This window comes from Vibrio sp. ArtGut-C1 (assembly GCF_002105475.1).
GTDB lineage: Bacteria > Pseudomonadota > Gammaproteobacteria > Enterobacterales > Vibrionaceae > Vibrio > Vibrio diabolicus.
The window spans coordinates 198,860-217,456 of record NZ_NCTH01000001.1; the positions used below are offsets into that span (position 1 = coordinate 198,860).

17 protein-coding genes and 1 riboswitch are annotated in these 18,597 nt (G+C 46.0%); of the genes, 8 read left to right on the forward strand and 9 right to left on the reverse strand.

Annotated features, from left to right (window positions below; translation table 11 throughout):
- The first annotated feature begins 48 nt into the window (after nt 1–48).
- Nucleotides 49–690: a MarC family protein gene (locus tag B7360_RS00810; protein ID WP_085342516.1), complete on the forward strand. Its 642-nt coding sequence runs from the start codon at nt 49–51 to the stop codon at nt 688–690.
- Between the two features lie 179 nt (nt 691–869).
- Nucleotides 870–1,742 carry a patatin family protein gene (locus tag B7360_RS00815; RefSeq protein ID WP_085342517.1) on the forward strand — a complete coding sequence of 291 codons (873 nt, stop codon included), beginning with the start codon at nt 870–872 and terminating at the stop codon, nt 1,740–1,742.
- Nucleotides 1,743–1,795: 53 nt separating this feature from the next.
- Here the strand turns inward: B7360_RS00815 and gbpA are convergent, their stop codons facing one another.
- From gbpA to B7360_RS00830, 3 genes are all read right to left on the reverse strand, one after another.
- Entirely contained in the window at nt 1,796–3,259 is a 1,464-nt protein-coding gene (gene gbpA / locus B7360_RS00820; protein WP_085342518.1) for an N-acetylglucosamine-binding protein GbpA, read from the reverse strand.
- A 105-nt stretch (nt 3,260–3,364) separates the two neighbouring features.
- Nucleotides 3,365–3,465: riboswitch (cyclic di-GMP riboswitch) on the reverse strand.
- 273 nt (nt 3,466–3,738) lie between these two features.
- Nucleotides 3,739–4,239 carry a fasciclin domain-containing protein gene (locus B7360_RS00825; protein ID WP_085342519.1) on the reverse strand — a complete coding sequence of 167 codons (501 nt, stop codon included), beginning with the start codon at nt 4,237–4,239 and terminating at the stop codon, nt 3,739–3,741.
- 80 nt (nt 4,240–4,319) lie between these two features.
- Complete coding sequence (locus B7360_RS00830; protein ID WP_085342520.1) at nt 4,320–5,801, reverse strand: cryptochrome/deoxyribodipyrimidine photo-lyase family protein; 1,482 nt, start codon at nt 5,799–5,801, stop codon at nt 4,320–4,322.
- A gap of 108 nt (nt 5,802–5,909) precedes the next feature.
- On the opposite strand from B7360_RS00830, the gene B7360_RS00835 reads away from it, so the two are divergent.
- A complete protein-coding gene (locus B7360_RS00835; RefSeq protein WP_085342521.1) occupies nt 5,910–6,215 on the forward strand; it encodes a DUF6482 family protein in 306 nt (101 codons plus the stop codon).
- 70 nt (nt 6,216–6,285) lie between these two features.
- Here the strand turns inward: B7360_RS00835 and B7360_RS00840 are convergent, their stop codons facing one another.
- The gene (locus B7360_RS00840) at nt 6,286–7,266 is read right to left on the reverse strand and encodes a rhodanese-related sulfurtransferase (protein ID WP_085342522.1); all 981 of its coding nucleotides are present in this window, start codon (nt 7,264–7,266) and stop codon (nt 6,286–6,288) included.
- A gap of 323 nt (nt 7,267–7,589) precedes the next feature.
- On the opposite strand from B7360_RS00840, the gene B7360_RS00845 reads away from it, so the two are divergent.
- Nucleotides 7,590–8,081: a GNAT family N-acetyltransferase gene (locus B7360_RS00845; RefSeq protein WP_085342523.1), complete on the forward strand. Its 492-nt coding sequence runs from the start codon at nt 7,590–7,592 to the stop codon at nt 8,079–8,081.
- A gap of 58 nt (nt 8,082–8,139) precedes the next feature.
- On the opposite strand, the gene B7360_RS00850 is transcribed toward B7360_RS00845, so the two are convergent.
- A complete protein-coding gene (locus B7360_RS00850; protein WP_085342524.1) occupies nt 8,140–9,435 on the reverse strand; it encodes an alpha/beta fold hydrolase in 1,296 nt (431 codons plus the stop codon).
- Between the two features lie 210 nt (nt 9,436–9,645).
- Here B7360_RS00850 and B7360_RS00855 point away from each other — a divergent pair, with 210 nt between their 5' ends.
- Nucleotides 9,646–10,803: a D-alanyl-D-alanine carboxypeptidase family protein gene (locus B7360_RS00855; protein ID WP_085342525.1), complete on the forward strand. Its 1,158-nt coding sequence runs from the start codon at nt 9,646–9,648 to the stop codon at nt 10,801–10,803.
- An 83-nt stretch (nt 10,804–10,886) separates the two neighbouring features.
- Here the strand turns inward: B7360_RS00855 and B7360_RS00860 are convergent, their stop codons facing one another.
- Together B7360_RS00860 and B7360_RS00865 are read right to left on the reverse strand one after the other, a co-directional pair.
- Nucleotides 10,887–13,544: an alpha-amylase family glycosyl hydrolase gene (locus B7360_RS00860; RefSeq protein ID WP_085342526.1), complete on the reverse strand. Its 2,658-nt coding sequence runs from the start codon at nt 13,542–13,544 to the stop codon at nt 10,887–10,889.
- 129 nt (nt 13,545–13,673) lie between these two features.
- Nucleotides 13,674–15,137, reverse strand: coding sequence for a helix-turn-helix transcriptional regulator (locus B7360_RS00865; RefSeq protein ID WP_173669994.1), 1,464 nt, complete (start codon nt 15,135–15,137; stop codon nt 13,674–13,676).
- A 167-nt stretch (nt 15,138–15,304) separates the two neighbouring features.
- On the opposite strand from B7360_RS00865, the gene nfsB reads away from it, so the two are divergent.
- The gene (nfsB, locus tag B7360_RS00870) at nt 15,305–15,958 is read left to right on the forward strand and encodes an oxygen-insensitive NAD(P)H nitroreductase (protein ID WP_074190356.1); all 654 of its coding nucleotides are present in this window, start codon (nt 15,305–15,307) and stop codon (nt 15,956–15,958) included.
- Between the two features lie 69 nt (nt 15,959–16,027).
- Nucleotides 16,028–16,318: a putative quinol monooxygenase gene (locus B7360_RS00875; protein WP_005480132.1), complete on the forward strand. Its 291-nt coding sequence runs from the start codon at nt 16,028–16,030 to the stop codon at nt 16,316–16,318.
- On the opposite strand, the gene B7360_RS00880 is transcribed toward B7360_RS00875, so the two are convergent.
- Nucleotides 16,315–17,238 carry a LysR family transcriptional regulator gene (locus tag B7360_RS00880; protein WP_005484216.1) on the reverse strand — a complete coding sequence of 308 codons (924 nt, stop codon included), beginning with the start codon at nt 17,236–17,238 and terminating at the stop codon, nt 16,315–16,317. The two genes, B7360_RS00875 and B7360_RS00880, sit on opposite strands and share 4 nt — an antisense overlap.
- A gap of 132 nt (nt 17,239–17,370) precedes the next feature.
- Here B7360_RS00880 and B7360_RS00885 point away from each other — a divergent pair, with 132 nt between their 5' ends.
- Nucleotides 17,371–17,589 carry a VF530 family DNA-binding protein gene (locus tag B7360_RS00885; protein ID WP_048625418.1) on the forward strand — a complete coding sequence of 73 codons (219 nt, stop codon included), beginning with the start codon at nt 17,371–17,373 and terminating at the stop codon, nt 17,587–17,589.
- 438 nt (nt 17,590–18,027) lie between these two features.
- Here B7360_RS00885 and B7360_RS00890 read toward each other — a convergent pair whose 3' ends face one another.
- Entirely contained in the window at nt 18,028–18,480 is a 453-nt protein-coding gene (locus B7360_RS00890) for a thioesterase family protein (RefSeq protein WP_005374933.1), read from the reverse strand.
- Nucleotides 18,481–18,597 lie beyond the last annotated feature (117 nt).

Genomic DNA, 18,597 nt, shown 5'->3' on the forward strand with positions numbered 1-18,597 from the left:
AGCGTATATACTGTTTTTAGAATCAACAATTTAACTGCAGTGGAAAATATGAAAGAACTCATCGTTCATACAGTCACGGTGTTTATGGGCTTCTTTGCGATCATGAACCCCATCGCCAATGTTCCTATCTTTTTGAGTTTAACGGCTGATGAGGATAGAGAAACCGTGCGTTCCATGGCGCTTCGTTCGGTTTTTATTGCATTTGTCATCATTGCGATATTTTCGATTGCCGGTAAATTAATTTTTGATTTGTTTGGTATCACGCTGTACGCCTTGCGAATAACGGGCGGTATCTTGGTGTTTTTGATCGGTTTTAATATGCTTCAAGGTGATTCGACGCATCAGAAAACTAAAGAGAAAGCGTATTCTCCAGCGCAGCAGCAGGCGGCGTTGAGCATTGCCGTTTCTCCACTTGCAATGCCGATATTAGCAGGGCCTGGAACGATTGCTACCGCGATGAACTTTGCTACGGCGGGTGGTTTTGATCAAACCATTATTACTATCGTTTCTTTTGCTGTGTTGTGTGTTATTACCTATATATTGTTTTTATTTGGAGAAAAATTGGTCAAAGCAGTTGGACCGAGTGCTCTGAACGTCGTGACGAAAATGATGGGCTTAATCCTAGCGGTTATCGGTACTCAAATGTTTATTGATGGCGCGGGCGAAGCCTATAAAACTGTTTTCTCATAGGCGTCTCCATCTCGTCTAAATCCACACCTACATTTCTAGCTGGTGTGGATTTTTTGAACTTTAGTTTTCACTTTCTAAGAAAGAAATAAATAGACTTCACCTATTTCAATAATAAGAATATTCAATTGTTTTGATTGCACGAATTTCATTACTCTTTTGGCAAGAATAATGGGGGAAATATGGCAACAAAAGCAATTGTAGTGGAAGGTGGCGCGATGCGAGGTGTCTTCGCAAGCGGAGTGCTAGATGCGTTTTTAGAGCAGAGTTATAAACCGTTTGACTTTGCCATTGGTGTATCTGCTGGCGCATCAAACTTGATTGGTTATTTGACCGACTATCCGCATCGCAGCATTAATGTCATTACTAAGCTGGCAACGAGTAAACGCTTTTTTGATCCGACTCGATTCGTTAAAGGTGGGGACCTCATTGATGTGAAGTGGCTGTTTGAAGAGTCTAATCGTTTGTATCCCGTCGATGAAAATAAACTGTTTAATGGCATTCCTTTTCTGGCAGCGACGACGAATGTAGATACAGGACAGGCAGATTATTATCGCGTGACGTGTGATAATTTTCACCATGCGATTGAAGCGACAACAGCGTTACCCATTGCATACAAGCATACCCCTTGCTTTTCTGGAGGCTGCTATACCGATGGCGGGGTGGCTGATTCTATCCCAGTGCGTGAGGCTTATCGTCGCGGGGCTCGCGACATAACCGTTGTGCTTTCTCACCCGCTAAATTATGCCAAGAAGCCAGTAAAAACCACATGGCTGATGAAGAAGTTATTTGCCGAACATCCTAAAATGGCGGACGCGATGTTAAGACGTGCAGATAACTACAATCAATCGTTGGAATTTATTCGTAACCCTCCACCGGGAACGCATGTCAGAGTGATTGCACCACCAGATAATTTTCCTGTTCAGCGCTTATCAATGCGACAAACCGTTCTATTGGAAGGTTATGAAATGGGGCTGATTGAAGGGCGGGCTCATTTGGCTAATTTGTCAGGTGTTCATGGTTTAGATCGGGAAAACTGCCATTTTTGCGTTTGATAATGAAAGAGCCTCATAGCGAGGCTCTTTTTACTTAACGTTCAAAGGGCGATTTAGTTGACTTTATCCCAAGCCATTTCCCAGTGTGAACCTGTTCCTGGTTCGTATTGGTTTGCGCTTTCTTTCCACTGTACACAGTAACCAGAGTATGGGAAGGGTTTACATTGGTAAATGGCACCGTCGCTTGCAAGCACTTTTGTGCCCGCCGTGTAGCTAGATAGCCCTTCAGGGAAGACAAAATCGTACTCGCCAGATGGTGGTGGCGTTACTGACTCTTCTTTTAAGTGAAAGTCGAGCGTTTGCTGTTTCACCAAGTTGCCATCTTTGTCTTTAATACGAGTCACGAGCATATGGTGACCAGGCTCTGATTTGGTTAAAGCGAGCGATACAGCCTCCACCGAGCCGTCTTTCATTTCGTCTGCCCAGCTTGCAAGTGGCTCACGGTGGTGATTGTACACGGTGAGTTCTGCGTTTAAATCGCCTTCAGCAGTTAGTGTCAGATCCAACGTTGTCGGTGTTGACTCAATGATATACTCGTCTGCTAAGCCATCTACTGTGAGTGAGTACTCTGGAGCGGGAGTTTCTATCTTGTAGCCGATTTCTACACGCTCAAGGCCGCTATTAGCTTGCAGATACACCGGATTAGTACCATAAACAGGAGTGAATTTATCCTCGGTATACTGTCCAGCTTGCAGTTTAGTTTGCTCTTGGTTGATCTTCGTTGCTAGAGCGTAAGACCAGTTTTTCGCTTTGCCCATGACTGCATCGGTAATTTCTAGCTCGGTTCGATAAGCTATGTTTTCACCCGCCTGATCAAATACGCGTGTATAAACCGAATCTCCAACATTTAAATCCATCGTCGGAATAATTTGACCGCCTTGCGTCCAATCTGGAATGACTGGACTGTCACCATCAAATTTCACATCGATTACGTTATAAAATGAAGCCGCTGTGTCGCCAACATCCCATACCGCCAGAATGACGTGATACCCCTCTCGCGTAGGCACATTACATTGATGGCTCACCTGTTTTGGAGGTTGAACCATATTGCCGTCGACTACACAGAAAGGAGTCAGATCAAACGAGTCGCGTGATAGTGAGGCATTTGGGTTCCAATCAGGTTTGGTGATGTAATATTTCCAGTCACGCGTCACATGGTTAGCGGTAAATGTCCATTCAAAAGTCTGTGTACCTGATTGAATAGGACGTTTCACCCAGCGGTCGGCAGTTTGTTCATCAAGAGCGGCAGCTAGAGCGGTTTCGGCACTTGCTATTTTTCCATCGCGAGGCCCTGTTTGTGGAAAACCATCAGGACCTTCAACACTTTGTGGCTCGTATTGAATGGCACCGCAGTTATTATTTTTTTCGTTAGTATCAGGTGTTGGATACTTACATAGTGCCGCGCGACTTGCAGCGACACCATCATTGGTTTCTGATACGTAGCCGTGAGCCGCAGCACTTGAGCTAATGCTTGCAAGTGCTAATGCAAGTACCGATTTGGTTGGGAAGGATTTCATCACATGTCCTCTGTTATGGCTGACAAATTAATGTCACACCTCGGCGCATGCTGAGCATGAAGCAACGCTGCATGAATCCATACTTTGGATAATGTAGTGTTGCAACATGGCAACCCCGCTATCATGAGCATTACTTTTGATGATGGAATGCTGACAGACCGGAAGCTTTGCGTCCCACCCTTTCGAATGGTTTGCCGAAATGTGATTGAGCAGCCAAAATTTAGCTCAAGAATTTACATGTGGAAAAGTAAACGACACTGACATGGAATCATGTTCTCAAATTGAAAGGTAACGGTACGCCAACCTCATTGATATTGTGCTTTTTTGTTTCTAAGGTATTGGTTTTGATGTTGTTTTTGTCTTTTTGATAGCTGGAGTGAATGAGTGATTGGTTGTTGGGTCGAAGGTAGGGAAGGGGCAGTATTAAGGATAGAAGAAGCACCGTTTAAAGGGCGGAATATACCGCCCTCTGAATCATGTTATTTAGGCATAATGACGGTATCAATAACATGAATGACGCCGTTTTTAGCTTTCACATCGGTTGCCATTACATTTGCATCGTTGACCATGACTTTGTCGCCCATGGTTTTAATCATCACGTCTTGCCCCTGAACCGTAGTTGCTTTGTCCAGCTTAACAACATCGGCAGCCATTACTTTCCCTGGGACGACGTGATAAGTCAAAATGGATACTAACTTGTCTTTGTTTTCCGGCATTAAGAGCATATCGATTGTACCGTCAGGCAGTTTTGCAAAAGCGTCATCCGTTGGTGCAAAAACAGTAAATGGGCCTTCTCCTTTGAGTGTATCGACTAGATCAGCCGCTTTCACTGCAGCGACAAGTGTATTGAAAGAGCCGTTTTCAGTGGCAACGTCGACAATATCAGCCTTCATCATGCCATGATCATGAGCCTTGACGGGAAGCATAAAAGATAAAGTCGCCATCAATGTAGCCGTGATAACCAAGATACGTTTAAACATAATGTGTTCCTTACGAGTTGGGGGTACAACGGTTTCCCTAGAGAATGTCTTCGTTTGTACGCATCTAAATGAAAAGATGATCAACGAGCCCTGCTTTCTTTCGATGGCCTCACGTGTCGCGTTAAAATCCGTTTGCCTTCTTGTTTTACATCGGCCCGTTTGCGCCATGCCCATAGACGCTCCCTTGCGTCTTTAGCTGCGCTATTTAGGTCGACAATAGGCGCTAGGTAACGGCTATCCGGTTTCAAGTGGTACATGACGGTTTCCATCTGTGTCATTGTCCAGGGCTCGAACAATAGTGGGGTGGGGACCATTTGCAATTCAGGCACCCATTTATAGATGAACGCGCCATCAGGGTCATGTTCTTGGGCTTGCTTAACCGGGTTGTAAATCCGGATTGTATTGGTCCCAGTTACCCCGGCTTGCATTTGGAATTGTGGGTAATGAATACCAGGCTCAAAGTCGAGGAATAGTTGCGCTAAATGCGTCACGCCAGTTCGCCAATCCATGTTCATGTGATGAGTGAGAAAACTAACCAGCATGGCACGCATGCGAAAGTTTATATAGCCAGTCTGATGCAAACAGCGCATACAGGCATCGATCAAAGGTATGCCTGTATATCCAGATTTCCATGCTGCTAACTTTTCTTCATCGAAAGTGCTACTTTGTTTAATCAACGATTCGTAAGCCCGGTTAACACAGTAAAACTCCATGTCGTATTCCGACTCGAATTTCTGTATGAAATGGCAGTGCCAATGCAGCCGTGAAGACAACGCAATTAAGCTGCGACGAAACCCAGCAACTTGCCAGTGTTTCAATAGGTACTGATAAACTTCACGCAAGGATATATTACCCCAAGCGAGGTATGGAGAAAGGCGAGTACAGGCTGTACGTGAGGCTGTGGGACTAGAAATGCTTCGATAGTAATCATGACCTCGACGATTGAAAAAGTCCTCCAGTGTTTTCCAAGCGAGTTGGCTTCCTCCCGTTTGCATTCCTTTGCATTTTGATAGCCAGGATGAAGGTTGCGAAAACGCGCAGCCGAGAGATTCTGCATCCAATGAATGCAACAAGTTGGTCTGCAGCTCAAGAGGGCTTATGGAGGCTCTCATGACCAAATCCCAATGTTTGTCCCAACCCTGCCGGTCTTTTGCTCCTCTAATAACAGCACCGTGCTCGAACTCAAACCACGTGATGTTCTGCTCATGCAGCCAGTCGGCAATTTGCTTATCGCGCTCAAAGGTGCAGTTGAGCCCTATTTCCTGATGAGAAAACACAGCGTTGATTTGATATTGCATTTGAATTGATTGAAAACATGCCAAGGCATCGCCAAACAGAACCGTGATGCGGTGTCCATAGGCTTTGAGCGTCTCATTCATGTCTTGCAATGATTGCCAAACAAATCGCCAGTGACGCTCAGAATAGTGAGGGTTGTTTAACAGCAACGGTTCAACAATATATAAAAGTACCGTTGGGTGCTTTGACGACAATGCTTGTGTTAAGGGCTGGTGGTCAGTCAGTCTTAAATCTCGTTTTAACCACACGACATTGATTGTTTGCATCGGAATCCTCTTTGTTTCCGATGTTGTACGCAAATGACCCGAAGAGATCTCACCTAATGATCGGTTTTGTTCATTAAAACGTAGAGGTTGCTTACAAGGAGGTGAGACATGTCGATACCACTGAGTAAGTTAGAAAAGTTCTTCTACGTAGATAAATTGATCATTCACTCGCTTGATCTCGCATTGTATCAAGCATCTTTCGTAGTTGATGGAAAAGCGCAATTCATCACTGACGACAACGGTATCTTTTTGAGGGCTCATTCCCTTATCGAGATGCAAAAGAAGTGCAAGAATATCAAAGCAAATAAGCAGGTTTTAGTACATCAAAGTGCTTATGATGAGATGGTGGGGCTACCCGAAGGCAAAAGAGACAATCAACTAGAGGTTTTGGTGAAGGATACAAAATTGTATTGAAAGAGTGTTGGTGCATAGTAAAAGCGAACCACCTTACGGCAGCTCGCTTAAAATAGAATTAGAGTCGAGCTTAGTCTTGTTTACGCTGAGCTTCTTTTTGTGCGTACTTAGCGGCACGTCGAGCTTCTCTTTGCTTGGCACTTTCGCCACCAACATGCTGCTCGCCTCGTTGTTCTGCAAGAACAATTTGTTTTTCACGTTCGCGGAATCGAGCAATTTGTTCTTCTGAGTGTGTGCCGTGACATTTCGGGCAGCTCACGCCTTGCTCGAACAATTCTGACTGTTTGTCTTCTTCAGTGATCGGTAGACGACAAGCGTTACATAAATCGTAATCTGCTTTTTCTAGCTGGTGGTTTACTGCAACACGGCCATCGAAAACGTAGCAGTCACCTTCCCACATGCTCTCTTCTTGAGGAACTTCTTCAAGATATTTAAGAATGCCGCCTTCTAAGTGGTAGACCTCATCAAAGCCCTGTTCTTTCATGTAAGCAGTTGATTTCTCACAGCGGATACCACCGGTACAGAACATCGCCACTTTCTTATGCTTTTCCGGGTCCATGTTTTCTTTTACATAGTCTGGGAATTCACGAAAGGTTTCAGTATTTGGGTTTACAGCGCCTTTGAATGTGCCGATCTCGATTTCGTAATCATTACGTGTATCGACAACAAACACTTCAGGATCAGCAATAAGATCGTTCCACTCTTGAGGTTTCACGTAAGTACCCACTACGTGGCGAGGGTCGATGCCTTCAACACCTAATGTTACGATCTCTTTTTTCAGTTTCACTTTGGTGCGATTGAATGGCTGGGTCTCAGAGTACGACTCTTTGTATACGGTGCCTGTCAAACGAGGCTCGTTGTTTAGCCACTCCAGTAGCGTATCAATACCTGCACGATCAGAGGCAACAGTGCCGTTGATGCCTTCACTTGCCAGCAGTAATGTCCCGCGAATATGGTGTTTTTCCATCAACGCAAGTAATGGCTCGCGTAGTTCTTGATAGTTATTCAGCTCAACAAACTTGTACAGCGCACAAACTACATACTGACTCATGAGGTTTCCTTTAAAAATACAGGTGGTCAACGACCTTAAAATTTTAGCGGCACGAAGTATACCTGACTAAATTAGTCGGAAATACGGACAAATTATGCGGATATTATGGCTAGGCAGGATGTAGCGGTGTTTTGATGCGGCAAAGCGTCACGCGGGTAAAATCGCTATGTGCTCAAATTATAAGCATAAATTGTAGAGAACAAGGTAAGTTGAACTCGACACTTTTGGTTTAAATTTGTACTTTGATTCCTTCTTCGGCTCTTCATTAAAGTTGTGCGCAAGAGCTACAAAATAATAATCGGATCAGTTGGCAAGGAAAGGACATGCAGCAGTTTTATATCAGGCGGCTGAGGGAAGAAGATGCTCCCTTGCTCAAACAATTACTCGTTGAACTCGATACATCGCACTATGAAGCTGAACCGAACTTCTATCGTCCACCCAAGGAATTGGCGCAACTAAGAGAATCACATGGCACCTTCGAAAAGTATTTTGACGGCAGCGTGAGCGCTTTTATTGCTTGTTCGCAAAGAAAGGTCGTCGGTTTTATCTCTGGTTCGGTTCGTAACGTTCAGTCGCTGATTTCACCAGAAAAACGCGTTGGCTTTATTAATGAGCTTATTGTTTCAGAGAGCCATCGAAACCTAGGAATAGGTTTATCGCTGATGGACAAGATGGAAAGTGATTTGTGTGCTCAAGGAATAGAAGAAATCGGCTTAACCGTGGCGTCATTTAACCATGAAGGTGAGGATTTCTATCATAAAATGGGCTACCGGGTGATGACGAAACGTATGACCAAGCGCGTAAGAGATTCGTAAAAACAAGATGGTAGGAATGAAACGCCTCTTACCTCTAGAAGAGGCGTTTTTATAGTATTTATTTCAAATTAGCGGCGGTTTGATTCCCCATCGCAATTAACTTATCTAAAACGCGCTCACCGTCGGCACGTAAACCGTTGTGCTCGTACTCGTTAGTGATCCACGCTTTTGAGTTTGGGATTAACGCGAGCGTTTCTCGGCTGATATCCATTTCCACAAACATATCATCGGCGTAAACGGCGCAACTGACAGGCACTTTGTTTTGAGCCAGTTGTGTTTGATCGTACAGCGCAGTCCAATCTTCTTTCGCGGCCAATATTTCAGCGGCATCTTTTAGTGGCTTGAGGTTGACGTATTGATCGAACATCCATGGGAAGACCATTTCCCCCGTAAAGTAAAATGGCTTGCCAGGTTCATAATTAAACTCTGAACGGCTTTGGCGAACACGGTGAGCACTCCAATTCGACGCAAAGCCTTGGCAATAAATCGATTCATGCAAAATGGCGTAAATCGGGTTGGTTTGGAAGTTTTGCTGTGCCAACATATCGTTCAAGAACTCATAACGAAGTTGTTGTTTGCCGTTCACTTCAATCAATGCACTTTCTAGCCAATAGTAAGTTGGCAAGAAAGTATCACTCACACCAAAGTTGATGCCGATTTGCTGAAATTGCTCCACCGTGAAGCGTTGACCATTTGGTAGGTACTCTTCGTTTTCCAGCAAGTGATTCGCAATGTTTTGGCAGAGTTGTTGCGCTTTTGGAAATTGCTGGAAGAACGCTTGGTTTTTCTCCATGGTGCGTTTGAAGGTGGCTTCATACACATCGTCGGCATGACGCGAGACTGATGGCACGCCACCCGTGATATAGCTTTGTAGCAAGCTGTCTGGGAACAAAGACAAATAGGTGAGGGAGCAAAAACCACCAAAGCTTTGACCTAAGATCGCCCATTTTTCGACGCCAAATTGCTCACGAATGTATTCCGCGTCGCGCACGATGTTATCCGCTCGGAAGTGGCTTAAGTACTTGGCCTGTTGTTGCGGCGTGAAATGAGCCAGAGCCTGATGATTAACCATCGAACTATTGCCCGTACCGCGCTGGTCGAGAAGCAAAACTCGGTACTCTTGCAGCGCGCGTTTTACCCAGCCGTTATTGCCGTTTTGACGCGGAGAGGGAAAGCCTGGCCCGCCCTGAAAGTAAACCAACCAAGGTTTGGTCGATTCTTCATCGCCAACTAGGCAAACCGCACGAGCGAAGACTTCAATGGTGCCTTTACTCACGTCTTGGTAATCCAGAGGAACGGTAAAGCTGTGGGGAGTGTAATGCAATCCTGCGTCGATAAATGATTGAGCGTTCATTGTTATCTTTATTTCCTTATTGAGGGGTAGCGCTACTTTACTGCGAATGGCGTGAAGAACCAATGCTATTTCCAAATCGCTTCGTCAGTTCTATACCTTGGTCAAATCAATGTAAGTTCAAGAAAATGAAACGATTAGCGACTGGTGCAACTGGTTGAGTGAGCTATGCTCAATAGAGTTGCGACAAAGTAAGAGCATGGAGGAAGTCGGATGAAAGTGTCACTGGCTCGATGGATTATTGTGACTTGTTTAATAAGCGTACCTACTTTTGCCGTTGTTACGCCCAACCCACCTCAATTAAAGGCGAAAGGTTACGTATTAATGGACTTTCAATCCGGTGCCATTATTGCCGAGCATAACGGGCGAGCAGGCCTTGCTCCGGCGAGTTTAACCAAGTTGATGACCGCTTATGTAGTTGGGCAAGAAATCAAAGCAGGGCGTTTGAATTGGGATGATGTTGTCACCGTGAGCGAAAACGCGTGGTCGGCCAAGTTTCCCGGATCTTCTAAAATGTTCATCAAACCGAAAGATGAAATTAGTGTTGCGAACTTAATGCGCGGCGTGATCATCCAATCGGGTAATGACGCGTGCGTTGCACTGGCTGAGCACGTTGCTGGCAGTGAACGCGGCTTTGTCGCCTTGATGAATGGTTGGGCTGAGAAGTTAGGGCTGCAAGACACTTATTTTGTAAACTCCCATGGTCTCGATAGTGAAGGCATCCAAACCTCACCCACCGATATGGCAAAACTCATGCAGTCGATCATCAATGATGTTCCCGCTGTGTATGCGCTATATAGTGAGAAAGTCTTCAAGTGGAATGACATTACGCAGTACAACCGCAATAAATTACTGTGGGACAATTCCATTGATGTCGACGGGGGCAAAACCGGTTACACCAGCAATGCGGGATACAGTTTGGTGAGCTCGGCCAAAGAAGGGAAAATGCGGTTGATTTCGGTAGTGATGGGCACGCCAAGTAAACAGGCTCGGATCAGCCAATCGAAGAATCTACTCAGCTATGGTTTTCGTTTTTATGACACCAAGCAAGTAGCTAAGCAGGGCCAAGTTGAGTCTAAAGTTCGCGTTTGGAAGGGAAATACCAATCAAGTTGAGGCGATCTTTGCTAAAGATGCCTATCTCACTCTGCCTCGTTCAATGACGGCTGGGCTTGATAAGAGTGTGGTGCTAAATGAACCGTTGATTGCGCCGATCGCGCAAGGGGATGAGATTGGCAAGGTCGTTTGGAAAAACGATGACAGTACCGTGGCGAGTTATCCCTTGGTCAGCAGCCAAGCGGTAGAAGAGGGCTCGTGGTTCGCTCAGCTTTGGGACAGTCTGGTGCTTTGGGTGAAATCGTTCTTTAACTAGAATAAAAACTAGAGAAGTGTCTTTCTGCATTCTTTGGTTGATGACCGCCCAGCTAAACGCTGGGCGGTGTCTTATTTAACGGTTTATTCCGACAAGGTGATGATTGGTAAATCGTCCCAAATCTTACTTTCATCCGATGCGCCACCGGAGAAGTTCCAAGGGCCTTTGTTTTGTTCTAGCGGACGGTAAGTTGCTGAAAGGCCGTCTAAGTCCCAAGTCGTGACATAGAAGCGGATACCATCGAGCGACTCTGGGCGGCCTAGTGCATCGCTAGCAAAGTCCATTGAAATGGTGTTGTTGGCTTTGTCTACTGTCACTGTTGGTGCTGGCGTTACGGCTTCTCCCCATGTCGTCGCATTTGCTCCTTTGGTGTTGTAAATCGAGCTTTGCCAGCCAAAAACAACCGCATTACGACTCCAGGTTCCGCTTGGCATAGAAGCGTTGATCTTCGGTAGCTCAGACAAGTTAGTTGCGGCTTCTTCAGGTAAATCAATAAAGATGGTGAAACCCACGTGGTCGAAGCCGTTTGGTGGCAACCAAGTGTCGGTGATGTTGTCCATGGTGAAGGTCAAACGTACGTTACTGCCAACGGTAAACACCTCTGCTTTGTTGATTGCGAGTTGGCTGTTGTCTTTGTCGAACGTTGGATCGGTTGGTAATGAGTAGTTACCGTTAGGACCGCCAGTGCCGTCTTGCGCATCGCCTGTATCATCAATAGTGTCATCCGGCGTGTTTGACCAGCTTAGGTTCGAGACAAAATTCACGTCCTCGATGCCTGCTTTTTTCTCGGTGGAATAAATCGCGAAGCGGTGCTGTTGCTCGCCAATAGCAAAGTGACGAGTCGACAGCGTGACACTAAACTGACCATCAGCACCTACAGTAATGGTTTGCGCTGTTTCCAAGTTACCATCGACGACGAGGTTCAACTTCTCGTTTGCATTAGCAGTACCAGCAATCACGATGTCATCTGTGATGGTTTGCCCTTTCCAATCCTGCGCCAGTTGGATGTTGAGGTCTGGTGTATCTACCGATTGGGTGTCGTTAGTTTTCGAGTAAATCACGGCAGATTTGGCTGGTAGCTCAAGGGTTACGTGACCGTTTTCATCTGCGATTAGCTTCTCCGGAGCGTCTGCCCAGTTCGACATGATTTGTTGTTGGAAAACAGTGCCGCCCGCTTGCTCTACATCGAGTTGGTTCATCAACATCGGGGAATTCGATGTGTTCATTACCACCAAGACTTCGTCGTTATCCAACGTTCGGGTAAAGGCGAACACGCCCGCGCCCGCTTTATCGCTGCCAATCACTTTCATTTCGCCACGTGTCATGACTTTGTTTTCAGTGCGTAGCTTGGCAAGTTCTTGAATAAACAAGTACATCTCACTGTTTTGGTCGAATGAGTCTACGTAGTTGCCATCTTCACGATACCCTCCGGCGAACATCGCATCGCGCGCTGCTGACATTGCTTGCTCTGTACCTTGGTAAATCACAGGAATACCCGGTACGCTCATCATGGTGATCAGTGCTTGTTTCATGTCATTCACGCTACCTTGCGACAGAAAGCGCGGCATGTCGTGATTATCAATGAAGTTCGGCATGATGTATGGATTCGGGAACATCTCCATCATTTTCTCAAGACGGAAACGCAAATAGTCGGTCGGTTGCCCTGATGCAAATACGCGCGTCATGGTCGCTTGCAATGGGAAGTTCAGTACCGAGGTTAGCTGTTTCGGCGAGCCACTTTCACCGATGTAAGTCAGCATCTTCTCTTCGCCTTCGGTGTTGTATGGCGTAGATGTTTCGAATACTTCACCAAAAGTGAGGAAGTTGTCACGACCGGTATCAACCGCTTGCGTCATCACACCATCGTTGGCGTGTAGGAAGTCATTCCAGAAATCGTGTTCAACAAACTTCAATGTATCGATACGGAATCCGTCGACGCCGACTTCGCGAATCCATTTTCGGTAGCTCTCTTTTAGATAAGCGCGTACTTCGGGATCGGACGTATTAAGGTCATCCAAATCAGAGAGTTGCCAGGTTTTTTCTTGTACCGGATCGTTGTGGTCGGTGATGGTTGGCGTCCAGTGGTAGCTGCCTGTGCCGTCTGTTTTACACTCGTTCATGTTGAGTGGATACGGCAGCTCTTGCCCGGCGGGTAGTGCATTTTTTATCAAACGGAAACCTTGGCAAGGTAGGGTTGGATCATAACTGTAAGGATCATCGTAGGTGAAGAAGTTGCCTACATGGTTGGTCACGATGTCCTGAATTAAGAACATGTTACGCGCATGCACTTCGCGTGCTAACGCTTGGTAGCTTTCCATGCCACCAAAGTGTTCATCCACTTTTTGAAAATCGCGCGCCCAATACCCGTGGTAGCCACCGTAGTTTTGCTCTGCATCCCACCATTGGTTAGCAACTGGCGGAGTAATCCAGATCGATGTGGCACCGAGATCTTCGATGTAGCTTAACTTATCACTCACACCAACGAGGTCGCCGCCGCTGAATTTTTTATCCGACGCCGGATCGAATTCGTTTTGCCCTTGATCATTGAGAGCGCTGTCGCCGTCGTTAAAACGGTCGATCATCAGGAAGTAAATGATTTGATCTTGCCAATCAGGAGATGCCACGTGGCTGCCTGTATCGATTGGTGTGGTTTCGTCGTTTCCACAGCCAGAAAGGGCAAGAGCGATCGCGAAAGGAAGTATTTTTATTTTATTCATTGGGTTAGGTAGAGTTTCAAACACAGTTTTTGCCTCCGTTATGCAGCAATGCAGAAACGATAAAGCAAAGGTTTGAAATTGAGAGTGTCATTTTACGCCAAAAAAGACGTGAAATGATGTCACGAAGCGGCGATTTTGATCTGACCGACAGTTTTAATTGAGCGGTTGCACAATAGGATATTGTATCGGGTAATGCTCTTTCGCGAGCTCGTTGTCGGATTCATCATAAAGGCGGAAACGGCACTGCTTTGCAGTTTGAGTGAGCGATAATTGCAGCACCCAACAAGCATAATGTAGCGAGTGTTGGGTCAAACGCATTGCGTGAGGTGTGGGGTCATCATCGGCGTAACAGTCAATCCTCGCAACGTTTTCAAGTCGGCATGCCAGTTCGATAAAGAGCGTATATTGCGCCCCAATATTAATCAGCTGCCGAGTCGGGACAATGTATTCCGCTGCCCCAATTAAAAGCCCCTTAGAAACCACATAATCACGCTGGTGGTTATTCTCAATGTAACGTTCTCCATCGACTTCATAACACAGGCGAAAGGTAAGGGGATGCGCTACCGGAAGTTCGGTCGTTGCCCAGAGCTCGGTGCCATGACTTAAAAAACGCTCGAAGAAGGCGGGGTAGCGCCGCCATGCGCCATCACGGTCACGGCATTCTACCGAGACCACTTTTTCAAACGCAATATTGTCCACTTCCATCCAGATTTTGCCGACAGGTTGGTCGATGTGGTTATCGTCGAAGGTATTGGCTTTGGCGTAGTATAAGCGGATCGGTTGTTGATTTAGTTGAGTTCGGTTATCCAAACATTGTTGGCGATATTGCATGGGTGAAAACGGATACCAACGACGAAAAGTGCGGTGAAAGTTCGAAGGTTCTTCATAACCAAGTTGATAGGCGATTTGCTGCGTTGTGAGTTGGGTGTCGGCAAGCAAAGTGAGTGCTTGCTTTCTTTTAGCGAAATCAACGCATTGAGAGTAGCTCATTTGCTTTTCTTGCAGTCGACGTTGCAAGGTGCGTTTGGAGACGCCCAGTTGCCTTGCCGCTTGCTCTAACTTGAGCGCGTAATTGCTGTTTTTGATGAACAAGGCGTTCAAAACACTCAGTAATTCTGGTTGCTCAATTGGCTGGTGAGAAAGCAGCAAATAAACATGTTTCACCAAATCAAACACGCTTGAACTCGTTTTAGAATCTCGCGTTTCCTCTAGAAAAATATCGGCCGCGAGTGGATTGTTGGCGTGAACTTGTACCTGTATTGATTCGCTTAGCTCAAGCATCTCCAACTGCATTTTGAGCAAGCCAAACACCGACTCCGCCCAATTTGGCATATCGGCCGTTCTGCATTCGACTTGCAGATGGATTTGGGCATCACCATGTTGAAATGTGACGTACAAACGGCGGTCGAATAATGAAACACTTTTACTCCACCAAAGCAGCCCTTCTTGGAGGTTAGGCGCTTCTTTCAACATCATGCATTGCAAGGCAACCAACTTCTCAATGTGCCAATATTCGCCGGCAATTCTCAGGTGATTGTGACCGAGCTTTTTGCACAGAAAGGATGTAATAACGTTATCTTGAGGCAGCATGAGTTGAGTTTGGTTGCGAGCAAACATGCATTATTGCTGAAAAGATGAAGAAGTTCAGTGAGAACGTTCAAAGCCTTTCTTATCGTTTTATTTTCAAATTTATTTTGAAAATGTTTTTAATCGAAATCGGTTTTTCCCTTTATCTCATGAGGTTATGCTGTTACACAGCTTAAATTCATTAATTGGAGAACCTCATGGATATCGTACAAGCTGCAAAATCTCGTTACTCAACGAAAGTGTTTGACCCAACGCGCAAGCTACCTCAAGAAAAAATCGATGCAGTTAAAGAGCTGGTTCGTTTTAGTCCATCGAGTGTGAACTCTCAACCTTGGCATTTCATTCTGGCAAGCACAGAAGAAGGCAAACAGCGCATCGCTAAAGCGGCGCAAGAGAACTACGCGTTTAACGCGGCGAAGATTCTCAACGCTTCTCACGTATTGGTGTTTTGTGCGAAAACAGGCATTGATAACGACTACATTGAAGCGCTAATGGCGCAAGAAGAAAAAGATGGCCGATTCCCAACTGAAGAAGCGAAAGCGGCTGTGCGCGGTGGGCGTAGCTACTTTGTAAACATGCACCGTTTTGATCTGAAAGATGCAAACCATTGGATGGAGAAACAAGTTTACCTCAACGTGGGTACGTTGCTGTTGGGTGCTTCGACGCTAGAAATCGATGCAGTGCCAATTGAAGGGTTTGATCCAAAAGTGCTGGATGAAGAATTTGGCTTGCGTGAAAAAGGTTACACCAGCGTTGTGATCGTGCCGCTTGGCTACCACGCGGAAGATGACTTCAACGCGAAAACGCCAAAGTCTCGCTGGGACGCAGAAACCGTATTCACCGAGATCTAATTCGAGCTTACTTACAGGTGACGTAGAACCCTGTAATCAATATATAAATCGCAAAAGAGTGATAGAACGATGATCCACTTAGTTGCAGAAGTGAAAGCCTACCCGGACAGCAAGGATCAGGTGGTGAATTTGCTTGCTGGTTTACTAGAGCCAACTCGTCAAGAAGAAGGCTGTTGCCAATACGAGTTGTATCTTGACGAGAAAGTTGAAGGCCTATTTATGTTCCAAGAGATTTGGGCATCGCAAGAGGCCTTAGATAAGCATTTGCAAAGCCCGCACATGGCGACGTTTCTTGAAACATTGGAAGAGAACGACTGGGTTGAATATACCCAGATTCGTCCTCTTCGATTTATCGCCTAATGACAGAAGGTTGCCAGCACGTTGGCGCGTTGCTGGCAGCATTTTTGTTGGATAAAGTCACGGAAAGTCCGAATCGTTGGCGTCAATAATCGACGATCGGCGCACACCATGTAGAGCGGCACTGGGCCGCAATCCCACTCTGGTAACACTCGCACCAATCTTCCTTCGATTAAGTCTCGGCTGATGTCCATCAACGATTTATTCGCAATGCCTTTGCCTTTGATCGCTAACCGATGTGGCAAGTCACTATCGTTGCTCATCAAGTTACCGCTGACCACGACTTGTTCTTTCTCGCCGTCACGCGTGAGCGTCCATTTGTTGTAGACTGAATCCGCGACCATATAGCACAAACAGTTGTGTTGCGTTAAATCGGCAGGAGAGGTGAGTTCTGGATGTGTAGCTACGTACTCTGGCGATGCACATAAGATCCGTTCGTTTGACCCACACAAAGCCAACACGACCAGATTGGAGTCGGCCGGCTCGCCGTAGCGAATCGCAATATCGACAGGCTTGGTGTACATATCCGTCAAGCTATCGGACAGCTCTAGTTTTATGGAAACATTTGGGTAGAGATCGATGAACTCATCCACCCAATCGAGCAACATATTGCGACCAAAATCGGAGGGCGCAGTAATGTGCAGTTGACCAGATAACTCGCCACGCGCACTTGAGATCTGATCCAACCCCTCTTGCAATGTTGCCAACGCTTGCGTGGTTTTGTCTAAAAACAGTTCGCCCTCTGAGGTTAAACGAAGGCTTCGGGTAGAACGCACAAACAGCGGGAAACCGATTTGCCCTTCAAGACGCTTAATCGATGCGCTAATGGCGGCAGGTGTCATGTCCATGCTATTAGCAGCTTTTGAAAAGCTGCCTTGGCGCGCGGTTTCGACAAAAATATTGAGGTCGTTGAGGGCTTTCATAATGAAAAGGGCTTTTAAGAAGTTTGGGTTACTATAGGGGAGAGTCGCACGGCAATTCAAGGTTAAAACATTAGGTTGCACGGCGAGTTTGGGTTAGATTAGCGCGCAACTTCACTTTACCGGATCAATAGCATGAACCAACAGCAGCCGAACAACCCACTTCACGGGTTGAGTTTAGAAAAAATCGTCACCCGACTAGTTGAACACTTTGGTTGGAATGGCCTGTATGAGCGCGTTCGAGTGAACTGTTTTAAGAAAGATCCGTCGATCAAATCTTCTCTGAAGTTTTTGCGTAAAACGCAATGGGCAAGAGATAAGGTGGAAGCGCTATACATCGAGACGTTCTGCTAATCACTCTATGGTCTGCAGCAAGCGGCAAGTAGATTCTTAGTCTCGCTATGGCTCGCTAGAATGACGTAGCTTTTCTTATCGCGTAGGCTGGAAGATTAGCTCTACTATTACGTCTAAAGCGAGGTTCCGGATGACTCGCTTGTGCTCATCTGGGATGGTTTTCTTAGATAGTGTTGTAGAGTTCAGAGCAAAACTCGAACCGTCATTCTGAACAGCGAGGAACGAGCGTGATTCAGAATCTACTCTCAGATTGTATTGAGTAGATTCATCGCTCTATGGCCTGCAGCAAGCGGTAAGTAGATTCTTAGTCTCGCCTTGGCTCGCTAGAATGACGCTAGTTCTCTTATCGCGTAGTCTAGAAGATTAGCCCTACGTTATTCCCGACAGCGCTGAAGAAGCGCTGTCGGGGGATTCTCGCCTTTAATCTCTCGTTTCTTGCTACTCTAAATGATGCGTGCTACCCACAGTTCCTTCCAAGTCTAAAATCGACTGGCGAACGTGGTCTGGAATCGCCGCTTTTACGTTGTTCTTAAAATCAAACATCACACCAGTGGCGGTCGCGATGGTCGCAATCTTACCCCACTTCTTACTCAGCACTTGGTATTCCATCGTGATTCGATCTTCTTGCATGTCGATTACGCGCGAGCCGACTAATAACGTGTCTGGGTAAGTGACAGGCAGCTTGTAGCGGCATTGCGTCTCGCTCAGTACTGGTCCAATTTGCGAGGTTTGCAGGTCGACCAGCAGATTAATTTTGTTGAAGTAATCTAAACGCGCTGTCTCGAAGTAGCGAAAATAGACCACGTTATTGACGTGTTGCAGAGCATCCATTTCACCCCATGCGACTTTGATCTCTGTGATAACGGGAAAGTCCTTTAACAGTGTGTCCATTTTTAGTGCTCCTTTTTCATCTGCATTGCCACAAATTGCGACGCGACTTATCACTTTGAGCATTTATTCTAGATGTAATCATTTAATATGTAATAAAATTGTTTTTAAAATGTGAAA